Source organism: Stenotrophomonas sp. WED208 (assembly GCF_040984485.1).
Taxonomy (GTDB): domain Bacteria; phylum Pseudomonadota; class Gammaproteobacteria; order Xanthomonadales; family Xanthomonadaceae; genus Stenotrophomonas; species Stenotrophomonas riyadhensis.
In genome coordinates, this window is record NZ_JAZARB010000001.1 from 1,524,847 (window position 1) to 1,544,797 (window position 19,951).

The 19,951-nt window shown below is 67.5% G+C and carries 24 protein-coding genes; 8 read left to right on the top strand and 16 right to left on the bottom strand.

Features of this window, described 5'->3' with window-relative positions; translation table 11 throughout:
- Positions 1 to 18: 18 nt before the first annotated feature.
- From VPH47_RS06730 to ccmA, 11 genes are all read right to left on the bottom strand, one after another.
- Positions 19 to 363: a DUF1294 domain-containing protein gene (locus VPH47_RS06730; protein WP_164161169.1), complete on the bottom strand. Its 345-nt coding sequence runs from the start codon at positions 361 to 363 to the stop codon at positions 19 to 21.
- Positions 364 to 1,476 carry a homoserine O-acetyltransferase gene (locus VPH47_RS06735; RefSeq protein ID WP_368850369.1) on the bottom strand — a complete coding sequence of 371 codons (1,113 nt, stop codon included), beginning with the start codon at positions 1,474 to 1,476 and terminating at the stop codon, positions 364 to 366. It lies immediately after the preceding gene.
- Positions 1,477 to 1,629: 153 nt separating this feature from the next.
- Complete coding sequence (locus VPH47_RS06740; protein ID WP_368850370.1) at positions 1,630 to 2,619, bottom strand: tetratricopeptide repeat protein; 990 nt, start codon at positions 2,617 to 2,619, stop codon at positions 1,630 to 1,632.
- Complete coding sequence (locus VPH47_RS06745) at positions 2,613 to 3,062, bottom strand: cytochrome c-type biogenesis protein (RefSeq protein WP_110712898.1); 450 nt, start codon at positions 3,060 to 3,062, stop codon at positions 2,613 to 2,615. The genes VPH47_RS06740 and VPH47_RS06745 overlap by 7 nt, the downstream gene beginning before the upstream one ends.
- Positions 3,063 to 3,066: 4 nt before the next feature.
- Entirely contained in the window at positions 3,067 to 3,684 is a 618-nt protein-coding gene (locus VPH47_RS06750; RefSeq protein ID WP_093999914.1) for a DsbE family thiol:disulfide interchange protein, read from the bottom strand.
- Between the two features lie 8 nt (positions 3,685 to 3,692).
- The gene (locus tag VPH47_RS06755; RefSeq protein WP_368850371.1) at positions 3,693 to 5,612 is read right to left on the bottom strand and encodes a heme lyase CcmF/NrfE family subunit; all 1,920 of its coding nucleotides are present in this window, start codon (positions 5,610 to 5,612) and stop codon (positions 3,693 to 3,695) included.
- Positions 5,613 to 6,074, bottom strand: a complete 462-nt coding sequence (gene ccmE / locus VPH47_RS06760) for a cytochrome c maturation protein CcmE (RefSeq protein ID WP_014647764.1) — start codon at positions 6,072 to 6,074, stop codon at positions 5,613 to 5,615.
- Positions 6,071 to 6,259 carry a heme exporter protein CcmD gene (gene ccmD / locus VPH47_RS06765; RefSeq protein ID WP_005410342.1) on the bottom strand — a complete coding sequence of 63 codons (189 nt, stop codon included), beginning with the start codon at positions 6,257 to 6,259 and terminating at the stop codon, positions 6,071 to 6,073. The genes ccmE and ccmD overlap by 4 nt, the downstream gene beginning before the upstream one ends.
- Positions 6,256 to 7,026, bottom strand: a complete 771-nt coding sequence (ccmC, locus tag VPH47_RS06770) for a heme ABC transporter permease CcmC (RefSeq protein ID WP_368850372.1) — start codon at positions 7,024 to 7,026, stop codon at positions 6,256 to 6,258. The genes ccmD and ccmC overlap by 4 nt, the downstream gene beginning before the upstream one ends.
- Positions 7,027 to 7,069: 43 nt before the next feature.
- Positions 7,070 to 7,765: a heme exporter protein CcmB gene (gene ccmB, locus VPH47_RS06775; RefSeq protein ID WP_032129785.1), complete on the bottom strand. Its 696-nt coding sequence runs from the start codon at positions 7,763 to 7,765 to the stop codon at positions 7,070 to 7,072.
- Positions 7,762 to 8,391 (bottom strand): heme ABC exporter ATP-binding protein CcmA, encoded by a 630-nt coding sequence (gene ccmA / locus VPH47_RS06780; protein WP_005413987.1) that lies wholly within the window; start codon positions 8,389 to 8,391, stop codon positions 7,762 to 7,764. The genes ccmB and ccmA overlap by 4 nt, the downstream gene beginning before the upstream one ends.
- Positions 8,392 to 8,579: 188 nt before the next feature.
- Here ccmA and VPH47_RS06785 point away from each other — a divergent pair, with 188 nt between their 5' ends.
- The 3 genes from VPH47_RS06785 (at position 8,580) to VPH47_RS06795 (ending at position 11,087) form a co-directional block, all read left to right on the top strand.
- Positions 8,580 to 9,728 carry a pyridoxal phosphate-dependent aminotransferase gene (locus VPH47_RS06785; RefSeq protein ID WP_049423978.1) on the top strand — a complete coding sequence of 383 codons (1,149 nt, stop codon included), beginning with the start codon at positions 8,580 to 8,582 and terminating at the stop codon, positions 9,726 to 9,728.
- Between the two features lie 14 nt (positions 9,729 to 9,742).
- Positions 9,743 to 10,549, top strand: coding sequence for an amidohydrolase (locus VPH47_RS06790; RefSeq protein WP_368850373.1), 807 nt, complete (start codon positions 9,743 to 9,745; stop codon positions 10,547 to 10,549).
- A 103-nt stretch (positions 10,550 to 10,652) separates the two neighbouring features.
- Positions 10,653 to 11,087: a hypothetical protein gene (locus tag VPH47_RS06795; RefSeq protein WP_110712893.1), complete on the top strand. Its 435-nt coding sequence runs from the start codon at positions 10,653 to 10,655 to the stop codon at positions 11,085 to 11,087.
- Here the strand turns inward: VPH47_RS06795 and VPH47_RS06800 are convergent.
- On the bottom strand, positions 11,074 to 11,367 hold the full coding sequence (locus VPH47_RS06800) for a hypothetical protein (protein ID WP_197611437.1): 294 nt from the start codon (positions 11,365 to 11,367) through the stop codon (positions 11,074 to 11,076). The two genes, VPH47_RS06795 and VPH47_RS06800, sit on opposite strands and share 14 nt — an antisense overlap.
- A gap of 352 nt (positions 11,368 to 11,719) precedes the next feature.
- Here VPH47_RS06800 and VPH47_RS06805 point away from each other — a divergent pair, with 352 nt between their 5' ends.
- A complete protein-coding gene (locus VPH47_RS06805; RefSeq protein ID WP_153855950.1) occupies positions 11,720 to 12,127 on the top strand; it encodes a hypothetical protein in 408 nt (135 codons plus the stop codon).
- 83 nt (positions 12,128 to 12,210) lie between these two features.
- Here VPH47_RS06805 and VPH47_RS06810 read toward each other — a convergent pair whose 3' ends face one another.
- A complete protein-coding gene (locus VPH47_RS06810; protein WP_368850374.1) occupies positions 12,211 to 13,359 on the bottom strand; it encodes an MFS transporter in 1,149 nt (382 codons plus the stop codon).
- 90 nt (positions 13,360 to 13,449) lie between these two features.
- Between VPH47_RS06810 and VPH47_RS06815 the strand changes: the two genes are divergently transcribed.
- On the top strand, positions 13,450 to 14,238 hold the full coding sequence (locus VPH47_RS06815; protein WP_110712889.1) for a helix-turn-helix transcriptional regulator: 789 nt from the start codon (positions 13,450 to 13,452) through the stop codon (positions 14,236 to 14,238).
- A gap of 115 nt (positions 14,239 to 14,353) precedes the next feature.
- Here VPH47_RS06815 and VPH47_RS06820 read toward each other — a convergent pair whose 3' ends face one another.
- The 3 genes from VPH47_RS06820 to VPH47_RS06830 are packed head-to-tail and all read right to left on the bottom strand — an operon-like array spanning position 14,354 to position 17,787.
- Positions 14,354 to 16,000, bottom strand: a complete 1,647-nt coding sequence (locus VPH47_RS06820; RefSeq protein WP_110712888.1) for a pseudouridine synthase — start codon at positions 15,998 to 16,000, stop codon at positions 14,354 to 14,356.
- Entirely contained in the window at positions 15,993 to 16,868 is an 876-nt protein-coding gene (gene scpB / locus VPH47_RS06825; RefSeq protein WP_368850375.1) for an SMC-Scp complex subunit ScpB, read from the bottom strand. Before scpB ends, VPH47_RS06820 begins: the two co-directional genes overlap by 8 nt.
- A gap of 13 nt (positions 16,869 to 16,881) precedes the next feature.
- On the bottom strand, positions 16,882 to 17,787 hold the full coding sequence (locus VPH47_RS06830) for a ScpA family protein (protein ID WP_106550038.1): 906 nt from the start codon (positions 17,785 to 17,787) through the stop codon (positions 16,882 to 16,884).
- Between the two features lie 375 nt (positions 17,788 to 18,162).
- On the opposite strand from VPH47_RS06830, the gene VPH47_RS06835 reads away from it, so the two are divergent.
- The 3 genes from VPH47_RS06835 to VPH47_RS06845 all read left to right on the top strand — a co-directional run bounded on the left by VPH47_RS06835 (position 18,163) and on the right by VPH47_RS06845 (position 19,921).
- Positions 18,163 to 18,462, top strand: a complete 300-nt coding sequence (locus VPH47_RS06835; RefSeq protein WP_032129789.1) for a YciI family protein — start codon at positions 18,163 to 18,165, stop codon at positions 18,460 to 18,462.
- On the top strand, positions 18,459 to 18,734 hold the full coding sequence (locus VPH47_RS06840; RefSeq protein ID WP_164161930.1) for a BolA family transcriptional regulator: 276 nt from the start codon (positions 18,459 to 18,461) through the stop codon (positions 18,732 to 18,734). The genes VPH47_RS06835 and VPH47_RS06840 overlap by 4 nt, the downstream gene beginning before the upstream one ends.
- A gap of 149 nt (positions 18,735 to 18,883) precedes the next feature.
- Positions 18,884 to 19,921, top strand: coding sequence for a LacI family DNA-binding transcriptional regulator (locus tag VPH47_RS06845; RefSeq protein ID WP_110712884.1), 1,038 nt, complete (start codon positions 18,884 to 18,886; stop codon positions 19,919 to 19,921).
- The last annotated feature ends 30 nt before the right edge of the window (positions 19,922 to 19,951 follow it).

Sequence of the window (19,951 nt, forward strand, 5' to 3'; positions counted from 1 at the left end):
CACTACCCATTCCAACGGCTACCGCGAGAACTCGCGCAGCATCACCGCGATCGAGGCCACGTTGGCCAGCACGCACAGCCAGAACACCCACTGGAATTCGGCTTTGCGATGCTTGTGGCGGAACAGCGCCTGGCCCAGCAATGCACCCGGCCAGCCCCCGGCAAAAGCCAGCAACTGCAGGGTTCGTTCCGGGATCCGCCATTGCTTTCGCTGTGCCGCGCGCTTGTCGTGGCCATACAGCGCGAACGACACTGCACTGGCCAGCAGGCACCAGCCACCCAGCCACAGCGGCAGCACGCCGCTGATCATCAGCGCGATCAACGCGCCGAACGCGGCCAGCGCGAGGTTACGCCGCCATGCCACTTACAGCGCGTCGAGGAAGCCGCGCACGGCCGGGCCGAAACGCTCGAAATCGACGAGGAAGGCGTCATGGCCCTGCGGCGAGTCCAATCCGACGAAGCGCGCATCGGCACCGCCGGCACGCAGGCCGTCGGCGACCTGTTGCTGCTGCTGCACCGGGAACAGGATGTCGGTGTTGGCGCCGATGGCCAGTGCCTTCTCCACCCGGATCTTCGCCAGCCCGGCCAGCACGTCGCCGTCGGCATACTCAGCCAGGTCGAACCAGTCCATCGAGCGGCTCAGGTACAGATAGCAGTTGGGATCGAAGAAGCGCACGAAGCGCCGTGCGTGGCCTTCCAGATAGCTTTCCACCTGGAATTCCAGACCGAACGGATCGTCGTCGGTCTGGTCCGAATCCAGCCGCACGCGGCCGAAGCGGCCATCCCATTCCAGTGCGGAGCGGTAGGTGATCACGCCCAGCTTGCGCGCCATGCGCATGCCGGACTCGGGATACTCGGCATCGTCGTAGCGACCACCATTCCAGCGCGGATCGAGACGGATCGCCTCGCGCTGCAGCGAGCGGATCGCGATCGAGAACGGCAGCGCCTGCGCACTGCCGGAAATGTTGACATGGCTGCGCGCGATGCCCGGATGCAGCATCAGCACGGCGAGCGCGGTCATACCGCCCATTGAATTGCCGATCACGCAGGCCAGCTGCTCGATGCCCAGTGCACGCACGACTTCGATGGCGGCACGTGCGCCGTCTTCGATCGACAGTTCGGGGAAGTCCAGACGATAGGGCTCACCGCTGGCCGGGTTGAGCGAAGCGGGGCCGGTCGAGCCCTTGCAGCTGCCCAGCGAGTTCACGCACACCACGTACCAGCGGTGGGTATCGATCGGCTTGCCGGGGCCGACCATGCCTTCCCACCAGCCCGCTGCGGGGTTGGCGTCATTGGCCGCGGCGTGTGCATCCGGCGACAGGCCGGTCACGATCAGGATCGCGTTGCTGGCGTCGGCGGCCAGCGTTCCCCAGGTTTCGTAGGCCACGCGTGCGCCGTGCAGGGCGCCGCCGCGTTTGAACGGGAACGGCGAGGGCAGGGCGTGGAAGCGGGTGCCGGGCGGGATGAATTCGGTCATGCAACCATTCTAGCGGGGCCGTATGTGGAGCTGGCGACACGCTGGTTTCCATCGACGATGCACCCGGTAGTGCCGGCCGCTGGCCGGCAACCATGCGGGCGCATCAACGTTCATGGGGTTGCCGGCCAGCGGCCGGCACTACCGTGGGGTGTGTTACGGGAACCGTAGCTCCACCACGCCCTCATGCGGCAGGCTGACCTTCACTGGCGTGCTCTGCAGGTCATCCTCGCTGCGATTGGCGCTGCCGCTGCGCGAGATGCGTGCCAGCACTTCCACTTCGCGATGTGCGGACAACGGTGCGGTCGGCATCGGGCTGTCACCGTCACCCAGCCCGACCGTGGCCGGGAAACCGGCCAGGGGCAGCTTGCGTGCGGCCACCGGCATCGGCGGTCCGCCTACGGCGCGGGCCAGTACGAACACCTGGGTGCTGGCGGGCCACTCGGCGTCCTTGAGCGCAGGCAGCTGCACACGCACCTGCAGCAGCGCTGGTGGCGCCGCAGCGGCAGCATCGGGCGTCTGGCCGGCGGCTTCGCGGGCGATGGCGATCTGCGCCTGCAGCGCCTGCGCGGCGCCGGGCTCAAGCCGTGGCAGCAGGCCGCTCCAGACGTCGGCAGCCTCGGCGTTCTTTCCGCGTTGGCGCAGGGCGATGCCCAGCAGCCAGCTGGCGCGCTCGGCATCGGGTGCCTGTGCACGGGCCTGCTGCAACCAGGCCATCGCGGTGTCATCGAACTGCTTGCCGGCATCGGCCTGCGCACGTGCCTGCGCGGCTTCCACCAGCACGCCGGGGTCTTCCGGGGCGAGAGCGGCGGCACGCGCGAAGGCGTCCGCGGCGGCTGCGGCGTTGCCCAGTTCGGCCTGCGACCGGCCCAGCAGCGCCCAGCCATCAGCCCGCTGCGGGTCTCGCTTCAGTGCATCCTGCAGGGCCTGCACGCCATCGCGCAGGGTGGCCACCGAAGGCGTCGGTTGTACCTGTGCTGCACGCGGATCACCGACCAGCAGATACAGGCAGGCACCGGCCACGCCCAGCGCGAGCACACCCACCACGAAACTGCGGCGACCGTGGTGGCGCAGCGGCCACAGCACCAGCGCCGCCATCAGTGCGGCCACCAGCCCGGCCAGCATCGGCAGCCAATGGCTCACCATCCGTCTCCTTCATCGGTCTTGTTGGCGGGGGCGGCGGCGACCGTGCGGCCACGGCGGCGGACGATGCCCAGTACCACCAGCGCGCCGGCGCCCAGCACCAGCAGCGGACCGCCCCACAGCAGCCAGGTGCCCGGCTGCAGAGGCGGTTGATAGAGCACGAACTCACCGTAGCGGGCGACCAGGAACTGCTTGATCTGGGCGTCGTCGTGGCCTTGCTGCATCAGCTGCAGCACCTCTCGGCGCAGGTCCTGGGCGATCTGCGCGTTCGAGTCGGCCAACGACTGGTTCTGGCACTGCACGCAGCGCAGCTGCGCAGCCAGGTCATGGAAGCGGCGCTCCTCGGCGCCATCGCGGAACTGCAACGGCTGCGGATCGTGCAGCGGCTGCTGGGCCAGCACGGCCAGCGGCAGCATCAGGAGCAGCAGCGCCAGCAGCCAGCGCATGGGCTCAGGGCGCCGTGTGCAGCGTGCTGCCGGCATTGCCCTGGGCCTTCTCGATCTTCTCCAGTGCCGGGATCAGCTTCTCGTCGACCACGCGCTGGGTCATCGCACCGCTGTACTTCCAGCGCACGATGCCGCTGCCATCGACCAGGAAGGTTTCCGGTGCGGCGGTCACGCCCCAGTCGATCGCGGTGCGGCCTTCCACGTCGCTGAGCACGACCATGAACGGGTTGCCCAGCTGTTCCAGCCAGTGCAGCGCGTCGGTCGGATCGTCCTTCCAGTTGTAGCCGATCACGCGCACGCGCTTGCTCTCGGCGAACCGGGTCAGCACCGGGTGTTCCTCGCGGCAGGCCGCGCACCAGCTGCCCCAGACGTTCAACAGGTAGGGTGCGCCGCGCAGGTCGTCGCTGTGCACGATCATCTCGGGATCGTGCAGCACCGGCAGGGCGAACGCCGGCGCCGGCTTGTCGATCAGGGCAGATGGCAGTACGTCGCGCTGCGGGTCACCCGATTTCATCACCCCGTAGATCATCAGCCCGAGCAGGCCGAAGAAGAACAGCACACCGATCACGATGGCTACCGGCGGCAGCGGGCGGGAGGGGCGCGGGGCGGGGGACTCGGACATGGGAACTCCTACGGACGACGGAAACGGCGATCGGCGGCGGTGATGAATCCGCCCAGGGCCATCAGCAGCGCGCCCAGCCAGATCCAGCGCACGAACGGCTTGATGTGCACCCGGACCGCCCATGCATTGTTGCCCAGCGGCTCGCCCAATGCCACGTAGACATCACCATCGAAGCGTGCATCGATGCCGGCCTCGGTCATCACCTGGCCGCCGCTGGCGTACTGGCGCTTCTCTGGATGCAGCAGCGCCAGCTCGCGGCCGTCGCGGAACACGCGCAGGTGACCACGGTCGGCGATGAAGTTGGGGCCTTCGCGATGGTCCACGCCCTCGAAGCGTACTTCGTGGCGGCCGACCACCACCTGCTGGCCCGGTGCCAACGCCACTTCGCGCTGCACGTTCAGGGCTTCCACCAGCAGCGCGCCAGCCAGGAACACGGCAATGCCGGCGTGGGCGACGATCATCCCGAGCATCTCGGCGGTGAAGCGGCCGTTGCCGCGCAGTCGTTGCCAGACGAAGCGTGCGGTACCGAAGCCGACCCAGACCGCGGCAGCGACACCGAGACCGGCCTTCCAGCCGTTCTGCGGCGCCTGCCACCAGGCCAGCGCGCCCAGCAGCAGCGCCAGGCCCAGCCACGGTGCCAGCAGCGCGAGCGCGCGCGAAGGCTGGTCGCGCTGCCACTTCACCAGCGGGCCGAACGGCAGCAGCAGGATCATCGGTGCCATCAGCAGCAGGAACAGACTGCCGAAGTAGGGCGGGCCGACCGAGATCTTGCCCAGCGACAGCGCATCGGCCAGCAGCGGGTACAGCGTGCCGAGCAGCACCATCGCGCAGGCGGTGGCCAGCAGCAGGTTGTTGGCCAGCAGCAGGGTCTCGCGCGAGGTGGCGGTGAAGCCACGGCGCGGATCGTCGGCGTCCACGCTCAGCTGGCTGGCGCGCAGCGCGTACAGCAGCAGGCTGCCGCCGACCAGCACCGACAGGAACACCAGGATGAACAGGCCGCGCGACGGATCGGCGGCGAACGAATGCACGCTGGTCAGCACGCCGGAGCGCACCAGGAAGGTGCCCAGCAGTGATAGCGCGAAGGCGGCGATCGCCAGCAGCAGGGTCCAGCTGCCGAAGGTGCCGCGCTTCTCAGTGACCGCCTGGGAGTGGATCAGTGCCGCGCCGACCAGCCAGGGCATGAAGCTGGCATTTTCCACCGGGTCCCAGAACCACCAGCCGCCCCAGCCCAGCTCGTAATAGGCCCACCAGCTGCCCAGCGCGATGCCCAGAGTCAGGAAGCCCCAGGCGACGTTGGTCCACGGCCGCGTCCAGCGCAGCCAGCGTCCGTCGATACGACCTTCCAGCAGCGCCGCCACGGCGAATGCGAACGGCACCGCGAAGCCGACATACCCGATGTAGAGCATCGGTGGGTGGATGATCAGCCCGGGGTCCTGCAGCAGTGGATTGAGGTCGCGGCCTTCCAGCGGTGCCGGGTTCAGGCGCAGGAACGGGTTGGAAGTGAAGATCAGGAAGGCGAGGAAGCCGACGCTGACCACGCCCATCACCGCCAGTACCCGTGCCTGCACCGGGGCCGGCAGGTGCCGCGAGAACAGCGCCACCGCGCCGGTCCACAGCGCCAGCACCAGCGCCCACATCAGCAGTGAGCCCTCGTGCGCACCCCACACCGCCGAGTAGCGGTAGATCATCGGCAGCAGCGAATTGGAGTTCTCGGCCACGTAGCGCACCGAGAAGTCCTGCTGCACGAACGCAGCGGTGAGCACCGCGAAGGCGCCGGCGAGCAGCAGCAGCTGTGCGAAGGCGGCTGGCCGTGCCACCGCCATCCATGCGGCGTTGTTGCGCTGCGCGCCGACCAGCGGCAGGCCGGCCTGCAGCAGCGAGGCCAGCAACGCACACAACATCAGGATCTGACCCAGTTCGGGCAGCACTCAGCGCACCTCGGGTGCCGTCACCGGCACGTCGTGCTTGCGATGGGCGTCGCCCATCTTGTCGGCCACTTCCTTCGGCACGTATTTTTCATCGTGCTTGGCCAGCACTTCGTCGGCGACGAAGGTGCCGTCCTGCAGTCGGCCGCTGGCGACCACCGCCGTGCCTTCGGCGAACATGTCCGGCAGGATCCGCGACGTGGTCACTGCCAGTTGCGCGTCGCCGTCGGTCACTTCAAAGCGGGCCTCCAGCGAGCCGACCGGTCGGTTGAAGGAGCCTTTCACCACCATGCCGCCGAGGCGGAAGCGCGACTGCGCATCGACATCGCCGCGCAGCACTTCCGAAGGCGTGTACAGGTAGGCGATGTTGCGCTCCAGCGCCATCGCCACCAGCGCGGTGGCCAGGCCGGAGGCGAGCAGGGCCAACAGCACCCAGACCAGGCGGCGACGCTGTACCGGGGTCATCGTTCCAGCTCCGTCGACAACGGCGCCGCTGCGTCCTGCCTGCCGGCGCGGGTCTGCTGCCGTTGCTGCCGGGCCAGTGCCAGCCGACGCGCCACGCGAAGGCGAAGCCATGAACCGATGGCGTCGGCGCCGAGCACCAGCACGAACACGGCGTAGGCGCCGATCACATAGGGCAGGTGGGTCATGGCTGGACCTCCCGGGAGGGGCGTGCGGCATCGACGCGGCCGCCGACCCAGGCCTTGCCGGCCTCGCGGTCGAGATTGTCAGCGCGGGCCTTGGCCAGCACCGAACCGGCGAACCAGAACTTGGTGCCGATCACCATCCACCACAGCGGCGCGATCATCGCGCTGCTGATCGCCGATTCACCGAACACGTTGATCGACTGGCGCTGGTGCAGGCCACCCCACCAGTCCACCGAGTAGCGGATCACCGGCAGCAGGCTGACGCCGACGATGGCCAGCAGCCCGGCCGCGCGCGCGGCGCTGCGGCGGTCCTCGATGGCGTGGTACAGGCCGATCACGCCCAGGTACAGGAACAGCAGCACCAGCTCGCTGGTCATGCGCGGGTCCCAGTCCCACCAGGTGCCCCAGGTGCCCTTGCCCCAGATGCTGCCGGTCAACAGGGTGATCAGGGTGAAACCGGCACCCATCGGTGCGCAGGCCATGGCCAGGATCTCGCAGACCTTGATCCGCCAGATCAGCGCGATGGCCGCATACAGCGCCATCAGCGCGAACACGAACAGGCTCATCCAGGCACTGGGCACGTGGATGTAGAGGATGCGGAAGCTGTCCAGCTGCTTGGCTTCCGGCGGCACCACCAGCAGCGCCTGCCATATGCCGACCAGCAGCACCGGCACCGCCGCGAGGTAGAACACTCGCGACCAGCGGGCAGCGAAACGGTCGAACGTGGGAGGCGAACCGAGTTGGTGGAACCAGCGGACAATCGGATTCATGCGTGGCGGCTATCCAGCAGGGGTGGATTGGCTCTCAGCTCGGTCAACTCAGAGAAATACGTATTGCAGCGGCGGTGGCCAATGGTGCCAGCACCAGCGCGACCAGCAGGCCGGCGCCCAGCATCAGCAGCGCACCGACCGGATCCTGTCCGCGTCCGGCTGCCGCCAGACTGCCAGCGCCGAACACCAGCACCGGCACATACAGCGGCAACGACAGCAACGCCACGAGAATACCAGAGCGTCGGATGCCTACGGTCAGCGCGGCGACCACGCCACCGATCAGGCTCAGCAACGGCGTTCCCAGCAGCAACGATGCCAGCAACATCGGCAGCTGGTCATGCGGCAGATGCAGCATTTCCGCCAGCAGCGGGCTGACCACGATCAACGGCAGTGCAGTGGTGGCCCAATGCAGCAGCACGCGCACCAGCACCAGCCACGCCAGCGGTACCGGCGCCAGCAGCCATTGTTCCAGTGAACCGTCCTCGGCGTCGGAGCGGAACAGCGAATCCAGCGACAGCTGGCCCGCCAGCAGCACGGCCAGCCACAGCACCGCGCCGGCGGTGGCGGCCAGCAGCTGTGGTTCGCGGCCCTGGGCGAGGGCGAACAGCACCACCACCAGCACCGCGAACAGCAGCGGTTGCAGCGCATCGCCGCGGCGGCGCCAGAGCAGGCGCAGGTCGCGCTTGAGCAGGGCCGCTGCGGTCTGCCACAGGCCCGGCTCGGTACCCGGCGCGATCATGCGGCACCGCCGAGGTCGAGCTGGCGGGTGCGCACCGGCGGTGCGGCGTAGGCGCCGTGGGTGGTGACCAGCGCCGCGCCACCGGCACGCAGGTGCGCCGAAATCATCCGGTTGACCAGGGTGATGCCCTCCAGGTCGAGGTTGGCATAGGGTTCGTCGAGCAGCCACAACGGCGCCGGTGACAGCCAGATGCGCGCCAGTGCCAGCCGCCGCTTCTGTCCGGCCGACAGATGCCGCACCAGGGTGTCCTCATAACCGGCCAGGCCGACGATGGCCAGCGCGTTGCCCGGCATCTGCCGTGCGCGACGGCCGTGCAGGCCACACAGGAAATGCAGGTTCTCCAGCGTGTCCAGGTCTGGCTTCAAGGCCGGCAGATGGCTGAGGTAGGCCACGTAGCGTGCTCGCTCGGCATTGCTGGCCGGCTTGCCGTCGATCCGCACCTGGCCGGCGCCGGGCCGGGCCAGGCCGGCCAGCACGCGCAGCAGGGTGGTCTTGCCGGCGCCATTGCCGCCCTGCACCAGCAGGGCCTCGCCGGCGTCCACATGGAAGTCCAGCGGGCCGAACACCGGCTCGTCATTGCGGGAAAAGCTCAGGCCGCTGGCGGCCAGCAATGCAGGGGTGTTCAAGGGGCAAAGGTCTTCATGCCGGAGTGCGGCGGCAATTGTAGCGGTGAATGCCCGTGGTAGTGCCGGCCGCTGGCCGGCAATTCCCCAGGGGGCCAGTCGCGTGGGCCGAGGTTGCCGGCCAGCGGCCGGCACTACCGTCGCGCGGATTGCGTAAACTCGGATCCCTTGTTCCCCCACAGCCCAGGCCGATGCAACCCACCACCAAGCTGCCCAAGGTCGGTACCACGATCTTCACCGTGATGTCCCAGCTCGCCGCCGAACACGGCGCGGTCAACCTCGGACAGGGGTTCCCGGACTTTTCCGCACCGCAGCGCCTGATCGATGAGACCGCCAAGGCGATGGCCGCCGGGCTGAACCAGTACCCGCCGATGACCGGCGTGGCGCCGTTGCGCCAGGCCATCGCGCAGAAGGCGCTGGACTGCTACGGCGCGCAGGTCGACGCGGACAGCGAAATCACCGTCACCAGCGGCGGCACGGAGGCCATCTTCAATGCCATCCATGCCGTGGTGCGTGCGGGCGAGGAAGTGATCGTGCTCGACCCGGCGTATGACTGCTATGAACCGGCGATCGATCTGGCCGGCGCCAAGGCCGTGCATGTGTCGCTGGATCCGCAGACCTTCGCCGTCGACTGGGACCGCGTGCGTGCGGCGATCACCCCGCGTACCCGCATGCTTATCGTCAACACCCCGCACAATCCGTCCGGTGCGATGCTGTCGGCGCAGGACATGCAGGCGCTGGCGGAGCTGCTGCGCGGCACGCAGATCTACCTGATCTCCGATGAGGTGTACGAGCACATCATCTATGACGGTCGCCGCCACGAGTCGGCGCTGCGCTACCCGGAACTGCGCGAGCGCGCGTTCGTCATCTCCAGTTTCGGCAAGACCTACCACTGCACTGGCTGGAAGATCGGCTATGCGATCGCCCCGCCGGCGCTGACCGCCGAGTTCCGCAAGGTGCACCAGTACAACACCTTCACCAGCTTCGGCCCGGCGCAGTATGGCTTCGCCGCGATGATCCGCGACGAGCCCGAACACCACCTGGAGCTGGGCGCGTTCTACCAGGCCAAGCGCGACCGCTTCCGCGAGCAGCTGGCCAGCACCCGCCTGAAGGCGCTGCCGGTGCCGGGCGGCTATTTCCAGCTGGTCGACTACTCGGCCATCAGCGACCTGCCGGACCATGAGTTCGTGAAGTGGCTGACCATCGAGAAGGGCGTCACTGCCATTCCGCTGTCGCCGTTCTACGAAAATCCGCCGGCCGGCCAGCGCCTGGTGCGCCTGTGCTTCGCCAAGAACGAAGCGACCATGGACGCGGCGATCGAACGCCTGCGCCTGCTGTGAGCGGAGGGTTGAACATGCCGGACCTGCGCATTTCCCTCGTTCAGGGCGACACCCGCTGGCACGACCCGGCGGGCAACCGCGCCTACTACGGTGCGTTGCTGGCACCGCTGGCCGGCAGCACCGACCTGGTGATCCTGCCGGAGACCTTCACCAGTGGCTTCTCCAACGACGCCATCGCCCAGGCCGAAGGCATGGACGGTCCGACCGTGGCCTGGGTGCGCGAGCAGGCCAAGGCCTTGAACGCGGCGGTGATCGGCAGCGTGCAGCTGCGCGAGGGCGAGGGCGTCTACAACCGCCTGTTGTTCGCCACGCCCGATGGCGGGCTGCAGTACTACGACAAGCGCCACCTGTTCCGCTACGGCGGTGAACACGAACGCTATGCCGCCGGCCGTGAGCGCCTGAGCGTGGAATGGAAAGGCTGGCGGATCAATCCGCAGGTCTGCTACGACCTGCGTTTCCCGGTGTTCTGCCGCAACCGCTACAACGTGGAGCGTCCGCAGCAGCTGGATTTCGACCTGCAGATCTTCGTTGCCAACTGGCCGTCGGCGCGCGCCTATGCGTGGAAGACCCTGCTGCGTGCGCGGGCGATCGAGAACCTGTGCTTCGTTGCCGCGGTGAACCGTGTCGGCGTCGATGGCAACCAGCTGCATTACGCGGGTGACAGCGCGGTGCTGGATTTCCTCGGCCAGCCGCAGGTGGAAATCCGCGAGCGCGAACAGGTGGTCACCACCACCATTTCGGCCGAGGCGCTGGCCGCCCATCGCGCGCGCTTCCCGGCGATGCTTGATGCCGATGCCTTCCATCTGGACGAGCAGGCCTGAGCGACGGCCTGAACGCCGCCGCACCAGCGCGCGCGCCTGCATCCAACGTGCACGCGCGCGCTGCTAGATTCGCCGCCAGTCCGACCGAACTGGAAGTCCTGCCATGAACACGTCCTTCGCCCTGCTGCTGGCCCTGTCCGCCGCATCGCTGGCTCCGGCCGCGCACGCCGCCGGCAACCTCGATTGCCAGCTGCGCTACAACCTGTCCGGCTGGTCGCTGATCTACAAGACCGCCTCCGGCAATGGCACGGTCACCTGCAGCAACGGCGCCAGCATGCCGGTGCGCATCCAGATGAAGGGCGGCGGCCTGACCGTGGGCAAGTCGAAGATCACCAACGGGCGTGGCAGCTTTACCGGTGCGGTCAGCCTCAACGAACTGCTGGGGACCTACGCTTCGGTGGGTGCTCACGCTGGCGCAGTGAAATCCAGCAATGCGCAGGTGATGACCAAGGGCGATATCTCGCTGGCCCTGTCCGGCACGGGCAAGGGCTGGGACCTGGGCGTGGACGGCACCGCGTTCACTATCAGCCGGCGTTGAGCCTGCGCGGCTCCGCGGTGTCCCAGCTGATGCGGATGTAGTGCTGTTCGGAATCGCTCAACAACCGTTCGACACCGAAACCATTCTTGAGTAGTTGTGCGGTCACGTCTTCGACAAGCTGCTCGCTGGCCATCACCTGGCTGAAGCCGAACACGAGATAGCGGCGGCCATTCTCCGAGCCGATCTGGATCGAGTTGTCGAGGTCGCGGTAGAACTGTTCGATCGGGCGCTTGGCGGCATCGGCGTTGGCGCGGGCCTGTTCGGCGGTAATGGTGATCATGGGCATCTGCCTGGTGTGGGAGAGCGCGCACGATAGCCAGCGCCCTGATGTGAATTCCGGGCGTGGCGCACAATGCCTCGTGTTTGCAGCAATTCCTAACATGCGGTGTGAGCGTCGATACGCGCCGGAAAAGTGCCGCGCGGCGGTGAGCATCCTGCATCGACATGAAGTCATCGGGCAGGGATGGGTGCCAACGGCAGTGGAGGCGTGCAACGCGCCGCCCACAGGGGATCCTGCAGCCATCCGACGCTGTGGGCGCGCAGGCATTTACGTTTCCTTGACCCTGCAGTAACCCCGCAATGCCTAACAGGGACGTCCCAGCGATTCTGCTGGGATCATTGGAGACGCTGGAATGGAGTTCAGAACGTCCGTGCTGCTCGTGGCCCTCATCGCCACGCCCGCGATCGCCCACGCCGAAGTCTGCCTGTCCGACAGCGGAATCGTCGTGTCCTGTCCAAGCCTGTTGCCACATCCCGTGACGGCCAGGTTCGAGATCGGGACCTTGCCGCGTGTGGCTGGCTCGCCGTCGGAAATCTACATCACAGGGGGCGGCCAGGTGGATGGAACGAGTAATTTCTCGGTCTATGCCAATGGCCAGTTCCTGTGCCATACCAATGACAATTACGACGGTGGCAACACTACGCCGATCCGCCATTGCACCGCGACCATCGCAACACCCGGGACCTATGTGATCTCGGCGTCGCGCAACAGCCCTGGCAACTTCCTCGCACCAATGGACGAAGTGATCAACGTCCAGTAATCGGTTGTTGCTGATCCAGACCCCGGGGCAGGGACCCCGGGGCCCCTGCTGCCCACGTGGCAGCAGGAGCGGGTCCTTCATCGTTACGATCGGCAGCCAGGCCTTCCGCTGTCGACTGGCCGATCCCGCTGCAGCCACAGCGCCAGCAGGCCGCATGCGATGAGGGTCGGTGCCAGCAGCTGCAGCGTACCGACCAGCGCCATTGCCGCGCCGATCAACAGGTAGTAGAGCAGGCCGAACAGCGCGCCTGCGCTGCCGAGACAATGCGGATAGCCGCGCAGAGCCTGGCCGAGCACATTGGGAATGGCAAGGCCGAAGCCCGTCACCACCGGCACCATCGCCGCGACCAGGGCAGGGTGATCATCCAGCAGCGTGGCCAGCAGGCCTCCCGTCAGGACCAGGCCTACGGCGATGCGGATGCGCGTGGTTGCGGCAACGCCTGCACGCAGCAGGCGGCCATTGCCCCACGCGCCCAGTGCCGAGCCCAGTGCCAGCACCGCGCCGCTGGCGCCGAACCAGGTGGCTGGCCAATGCTGGCGCGCGAACACGAATGGACCGAGTGCGTACCAGCTGTACATCGCCACGTTGAACGCCATCACCAGTAGTGCCTGCGACCAGATCCAGCGATCGCGGAGCAGTTGCCGCAGCAGTGGCAGCAATGGCGTGTGCACCCCTTCGGCGGCGCGACTTTCGCGGAGCCCCCATGTGCACCCGGCCATCAGCAGGGCGACGACCACCAGCAGCCCGGCCTGCACGCCCGCGTAGCCGTTTGCAGCGACCAGCAGCGTGCCCAGTGCCAGCCCGATCGCGGGACTCAATGCCAGCGCCATGCCGATCCACGAGAACGCCTGCGCCAATGCCGGCCCCCGCAGACGATCACGTAGGACGGTCTGGGTGACCACCGAAGCGGCGGCGGCGCCGACTGCGGCCAACGCTTGGACCAGCAGCACCTGGCCGAAGCTGCGAGCCATCAAGCCGCCCAGTGCAGCCACTGCGAAGACGCCGAGGCCACAGAGAAGGGCAGGGCGACGACCGATACGATCGGCCAGGCGCCCCCACAGCAGCACGCCTGCAGCGAAGCCGAACAGGTACAGGCTCATTGCCTGGCTGGCGGCGCTGGGTGGCAACGCGAAGCGTTCGGCCAGGCTGGCGAGGGCAGGGCTGTACAAGGTCTGCGCCAGCTGCGGGAACATCAGCAGAGCAATGGTGAGCAGTAGAAGGCGGCGCGGCATGCGGGCACTCCGGAAACAGGGGCGCGCATTGTGGTCGCGGCCCTGTTGGCGCACTCTGTAGGTCCTGTCAGGAAATGTAGGAAATCGGTCATGGCGTGGTTGCAGCCGGATGCGCGATTCGACGCAGACGCCTGGAGTGCGCCCGTGCTGGGTATCGCCTCTTCGCTGGCCGACCATGATTCGGGCTGGCACCGGCACGCACGTGCGCAGTTGCTTTACACCCGGCAGGGCTGCACGCGCTTGACCTACGGAGATCGCATCAGCCTGCTGCCACCGTCGCGCGCGGCATGGATTCCGGGCGGTCTGCTTCATCGTGCACAGATGCGCCAGGCGGTCGACTACCGCTCGTTGTACTTTGATGTCGCGTTATCGGCGCAACTGCCGCAGCAGCCTGCGATCATCAGCGTGGGCCCGCTGCTGCAGGCCTTGCTGGAGCCGATCGCGCAGGCACCGTTCAACCATGACTGGCAGTCGTCGCGCGCACACCATCAACTGGCGTTGTGCGTGCTGGAGATCGCCGCTGCACCGGTGGCGCCGATGGACCTGCCTCTGCCGCGTGATCCGCGGATCGCACGTTGTCTGCCGCTGGCCGAGCAGCTGCCGCCCGAACTGGGCGAGCTGGCCGCGCGTGCGGACCTGAGCGTGCGTACCGTCGGCCGGCTGATGCAGCGTGATACCGGCATGGGCTATCAGGCCTGGCGTCAGCAATGGCGCCTGATGCGAGCCATGGAGTTGCTGCTGCTCGGCCATCGCGTCGCGCATGTGGCGCAGGACACCGGGTTCTCCGCCGAGAGCCCGTTCATCGCCTTCTTCCGCAGCATGACCGGCACCACGCCAGCCGCGTTCCAGCGCCACGCAAAAGGGGACGGAGGGGATTAAGTCGCTTTCGCCCCTTTGATGCAAAAACGACTTAATCCCCTCCGTCCCCTTTTCAAAAAAAACCCCGGCCTGCGCCGGGGCTTTTCATTTCAACTCATTTCAACGTCGCTGCTGATCAGCCGCCGCGCGGGCCGCTGCGGCGCGGGCCGCCCGGACCACGGTTGCCGCCGGGGCCACCCGGGCCACGGTTGCCACCCGGACCACCGGGACCGCGATTACCGCCCGGACCACGGTTGCCGCCGCCCGGACCGCGACCGCCCGGACGGGCGCCCTGCGCCGGCTTCGGGCTGCCATACGGGTTGAAGCCCGGCGTGGCGTGGTCGGACGGGAAGCTCGGGGCATTGCCCGGATGGCCGTACGGGTGCTTGTTGCCCTGGCCCTGCGAGCGGTTGCCGGCACCGGCCGGACGACCCTGGCCGCCTGCGCCGCCACGACCTTCACCACCGAAGCCGCCACGGCCCTGGCCGCCACCGGCGCCAGCACCCGGACCCTTCGGCTTGCCGTACGGACGGCCCTGGCCGCCTGCGCCCGGACCACGGGCACCCGGGCCACGTGCGCCCGGACCGGCATTGCGATGGCCGCTCGGGCCGGTGCTCACGCCATCCGGCACGTACCAGGTGCGGAACGCCGCCGGATTGCCTTCCGGCAGCGAACGATCGTTCTTCTGGGCGCGCTGCTTGAACGGCTTCTGCGACTGCTTGGCCGCCGCTTCGCCGCTGACCGTCAGGCCGCCCTTGAAGCCGCCGCCCTTGCCACCGCGGCCACGGCCGCGGTCTTCGCGGACGTTGTCGAAACGACGCAGCTCGCGGCCTTCGTCAGCGGTGTTGTGACCGTTGACGTAGGCGTTGCCGCGGCCACCTTCGCGCACGCGCACGGTGGTCTTGGCGGCGCGGCGCTGGCCGATCACCGGCTGCAGGGTCAGTGCCGACGGTGCGCCTTCTTCCAGCTTCAGCTGCGCGCGCAGGGCTTCCACCTGGGCGGTGCCCAGTTCCACCGAATGGCCGCGGGCCAGTTCGCGCGGCAGGCTCACCTTGCCATAGCGGGTGCGCTTCAGGCGGCTGACCTGGCAGCCCTGCGACTCCCACAGGCGACGCACTTCGCGGTTGCGGCCTTCCTTCACCACGACGCGGAACCAGTCGTGCGAGTCGGTGCCGCCGATGCGTTCGATCTCGTCGAACTTGGCCGGGCCATCTTCCAGGGCCACGCCACGGGTGAGGCGATCGACGATGGCGTCGGAGACCTTTTCCTCTCCTTCCGGCGCGCGCACGCGCACCACGTATTCGCGCTCGACCTCGAACGACGGGTGCATCATGGCGTTGGCCAGTTCACCGTCGGTGGTGGCCAGCAGCAGGCCGGTGGTGTTGATGTCCAGGCGGCCGATCGCGATCCAGCGCGCGCCCTTCAGCGGCGGCAGCGACTCGAACACGGTCGGGCGACCTTCCGGATCATCGCGGGTGGTTACTTCGCCTTCCGGCTTGTTGTAGACCAGCACGCGCGACGGCTCGGCCAGGGCGGTGGCGACGAAGCCACGACCATCCAGTTCGATCTTGTCGCCGCTCTTGACCGACATGCCGGTCTGCGCGACTTCACCGTTGACCTTGACCAGGCCTTCGGCGATGCGCTGTTCCAGCGCGCGGCGCGAGCCAAGGCCGGCCTGGGCCAGCACCTTGTGCAGGCGTTCTTCCAACTTGAACTGTTCGGAGGTGGCTTCGCGCTTCAGCGAAAGCTTGTTCAACGACAGCTTGCGAGGGGTGTCACTCATCAGTTTTGCTCCGGCCGACGGTTTCGAGGTCGGCCTCTGGTTCGGAATCGGCTTGGTCAACAGCCACGGTCGTCATCGCGACGGCGTTGTCTTCGCGTTCGTTCACTGGCACCGCGCGCTCGCCCGGCGCGGAATCGGGGTGCCCATCATCGAAGGGCGAAGGTGCTTGCTCATCGGAGGCCGACGCAGGGGCTGCATCGACGGAATCAGGGGTGTCACTGCCGGCCTGGCCGGCATCATCGTTCGCGGCAGCGCCTTCGGCGCCGGCCGAGATGTCAGGACCATCGGCGCTTGCCGCCGCCGGTGCATCGCGGTCCAGGGACAGCTGGGGTTCCAGCTCGCCCAGGTCCTTCAGTTCCGACAGTGGCGGCAGCTCATCCAATCGCTTCAGGCCGAAATAATCCAGGAAGCCCTTGGTGGTGCCGAACAGTGCCGGCTTGCCGGGCACGTCGCGGTGGCCGACCACGCGGATCCATTCGCGTTCTTCCAGTGCCTGGATGATGTTGCTGCTGACCGCCACGCCACGCACCTGCTCGATCTCGCCGCGGGTGATCGGCTGCCGGTAGGCGATCAGTGCCAGTGTTTCCAGGGTGGCACGGGTATAGCGGGTCTTGCGTTCGGTCCACAGCCGGCTGATCCAGGCATGCACTTCGCCGGTGACCTGGTAGCGGAAGCCGGAGGCGACCTCGACCAGTTCCACGCCACGCCCTTCGCAGGCTTCGCGCAGGCGTTCCAGCGCACGTTCGATGCTGCCCGGTGGTGCCGGTTCCTCTTCCGGGAACAGGTCCTTCAGCTGGGCCAGGGTGAGCGGCTGGCTGGAGGCCAGCAGGGCACCTTCGACAATGCGGTTGATCAGCGTTTGGTCCATCGGCAGTCAGCGCTCACTCGTTCTCGTTGGCGGCGTCGTTGTCGTCGAACTCGCTGCTGAACTGCAGCGGGGCATTGGTGTTGCCGGCGGCCAGTGACTTCACGTAGATCGGCGCCAGCGGTTCTTCCTGGACGATGTCCAGCAGCTGTTCCTTGGCCAGTTCCAGCACCGCCAGGAACGTGACCAGCACGCCCAGCTTGCCTTCTTCGGCGGTGAACAGCCCTTCAAAACGATAGAACTTGCCGTCCTCCAGGCGTCCCAGCACTTCGCCCATGCGTTGCCGCACGCTCAGTGCTTCGCGCTTGATGGCATGGCCGCTGAACAGCTCGGCGCGCTTGAGCACGTCGTGCAGGGCCAGCAGCATTTCCTTCAGGTCCACCGGCGGCGGCAGCTTCACCGCGGCGCGTTCGGGCATGAAGGCATGGGCCAGGCTGGTATCGCGGTCCTGGCGGGGCAGGGCGTCGATATCCTCGGCGGCCTGCTTGAAGCGTTCGTACTCCTGCAGCCGGCGCACCAGCTCGGCGCGCGGGTCGGCTTCGTCGCCTTCCTCGCTGACCGGGCGCGGCAGCAGCATGCGTGACTTCACCTCGGCCAGGATCGCAGCCATCACCAGGTACTCGGCGGCCAGCTCGAAGCGCAGCTCGCGCATCACGGTGATGTATTCCACGTACTGCCGGGTGATCTCGGCGACGGGAATGTCCAGTACGTCCAGATTCTGGCGGCGGATCAGGTACAGCAGCAGGTCCAGCGGGCCTTCGAAGGCATCCAGGATGACTTCCAGCGCATCCGGCGGAATGTACAGGTCCTGCGGAATCTGCAGGACCGGTTGCCCATGCACCACGGCCAGCGGCATTTCCTGCTGCTGGGGGGCGGGCGGCCGGGTTGGCGGGTTCGCGTCGAGCGCGAGTTCGGAAGTCATCTAATGGACATCAGGATTGCAACGGACCAGTCGCGGCACCGGGTTCGCCGGGCCTGCGCCACGGAGCCCCAGGGCACCAGACACGCCGGGATCGGCGCGATTCCACACATATCAAACAGCAGGACGCGCCGCAGGGAACGGCAGCGACAAAACTACGGGGAGGTCGTCTACGTGGCCCGGCCGGGTGGTCCGGTTTGAAGCAGCGGGACGGTCGTCGGGGGCTGCGTTGGCCGCAAAAACCGACGGGCTGCTGCATCCAGCCACGTGCAATGGAGCTTAGGGTAAGCCTTTGTCGCGCCAGTGTCCAGCTGGGCCGGGGCGGGGGCCGCTTTGGCTAGAATCTGCGCACCCGACAACGCAAGCGAGGAAATGCCGGTGTGGTATGTGATCGAAGGGTATGACGGCCAGGATGTGCTGGCGCAGCGGCTGCAGGCGCGGCCGGAACACCTGGCGCGACTGCACGCGCTGCGCGACGAAGGGCGCCTGCTGCTGGCCGGGCCCTGCCCGGCGGTGGACAGTGAAGACCCGGGCCCGGCCGGTTTCAGTGGTTCGGTGGTGATCGCGCAGTTCGAGTCGCTGCTGCAGGCCCAGGCCTGGGCCGATGCCGACCCATACGTGGCTGCTGGCGTCTACACCCGCGTACAGGTACGCCCGTTCCGCAAGGTCCTGCCGTGAACGCGGGGCGGATCGAGCGCATCCGTGACGCGCTGCAGCAGGCGCTGGCCCCGAGCGTGCTCGAGATCGAGGACGACAGCCATCGCCACGCCGGTCATGCCGGCGCGCGCGATGGTCGCGGCCACTTCAACGTCCATGTGGTCAGTGAACGCTTCGCCGGACTGGGCCCGCTGGCCCGGCACCGCGCGGTCTACGCCGCGCTGGGGTCGATGATGGAGACCGATATCCACGCGTTGTCCATCCACGCCCAGACCCCGTCAGAACAAGGCTGAGCCCTTGTCCCACGCTGTCCTGGCAGGTCCCTGCGGGGCCTCGCCATGGACAGATTTCCATGTCCATTTCGGGACATTCGCCTAACGGACTGTTTACAAGCCCAGATGGAAACGCTTACATTCCGCGCCAATGCTGGTAGGTCCAAGCCGTGGAGGGCGGCTTCGTGAACAAGGCAGCTATCACAATCAAAGACGTCGCTCGCGAAGCCCGGGTCTCCGTGGCCACGGTTTCCCGCGCGCTCAACGGGCATGAAAATGTCGCCGAACCGGTCCGCCAGCTTGTGCTGGAGGTGGCCGCACGGCTGCGTTACACCCCGCACGCCGCCGCCCGCAGCCTAAGCAGCCGCCGCACCAACACGGTGGGCGTGGTCCTGCCCGACCTGTACGGCGAATTCTTCTCCGAGCTGATGCGTGGCATCGACAACGTCGCCCGTAGCCGCCGCCAGCACCTGCTGGTGTCCAGCTATCACGGCGACCAGGAACAGCAGGGCGCGGCCCTGCGTGCCATGCGCGGCCGCGTCGACGGCCTGCTGGTGCTTTCGCCCTATGCCGAAAGCCCGGGCTTCCTGACCGACAACCTGCCGCAGTCGCTGCCGACGGTGTTGATCAACACTTATCTGCCCGGGCAGGACCACCCGGTGCTGAGCATCGACGATCACGCCGGCGCGATGGCGATGACCCGCCACTTGCTGGATGCCGGCCACCGCCGCATTGCCTTCATTTCTGGCCCGGACCTCAACTTCGACGCGCGCGAGCGCCTGCGTGGCTTCCGTGACGCGCTGGCGGCTTTCGGCAGTGACGCCGAAGGCATCGAGCTGCCCGGTGATTTCGACGAAGCTTCCGGCCATCGCGCCGGTCAGGAGTTGCTGGCAGCCGGAGCGCTGCCCGATGCCGTGTTCGCCGCCAACGACATGATGGCCCTGGGCTGCCTGTATGCGTTCACGCAGGCAGGTGTCCATGTGCCGTCCGACGTCGCACTGGCGGGTTTCGATGACATTCCACTGGCGCGTTTCGTCCACCCGTCGCTGACCACCATGCAGGTCAGCATCGCCGAGCTCGGCGATCGGGCCATGACGCGCCTGCTGCAGTTGATGGACGGCACCTCCACGGATGGGACAGGGGACAAGCAGACCCTGGTTCCCCGCTTGATAGTTCGCGATTCCACCACTCCGCCATCGGGCCGTTGAAGCCAGAGGCGTTCCTTCTTTTTTGATTGA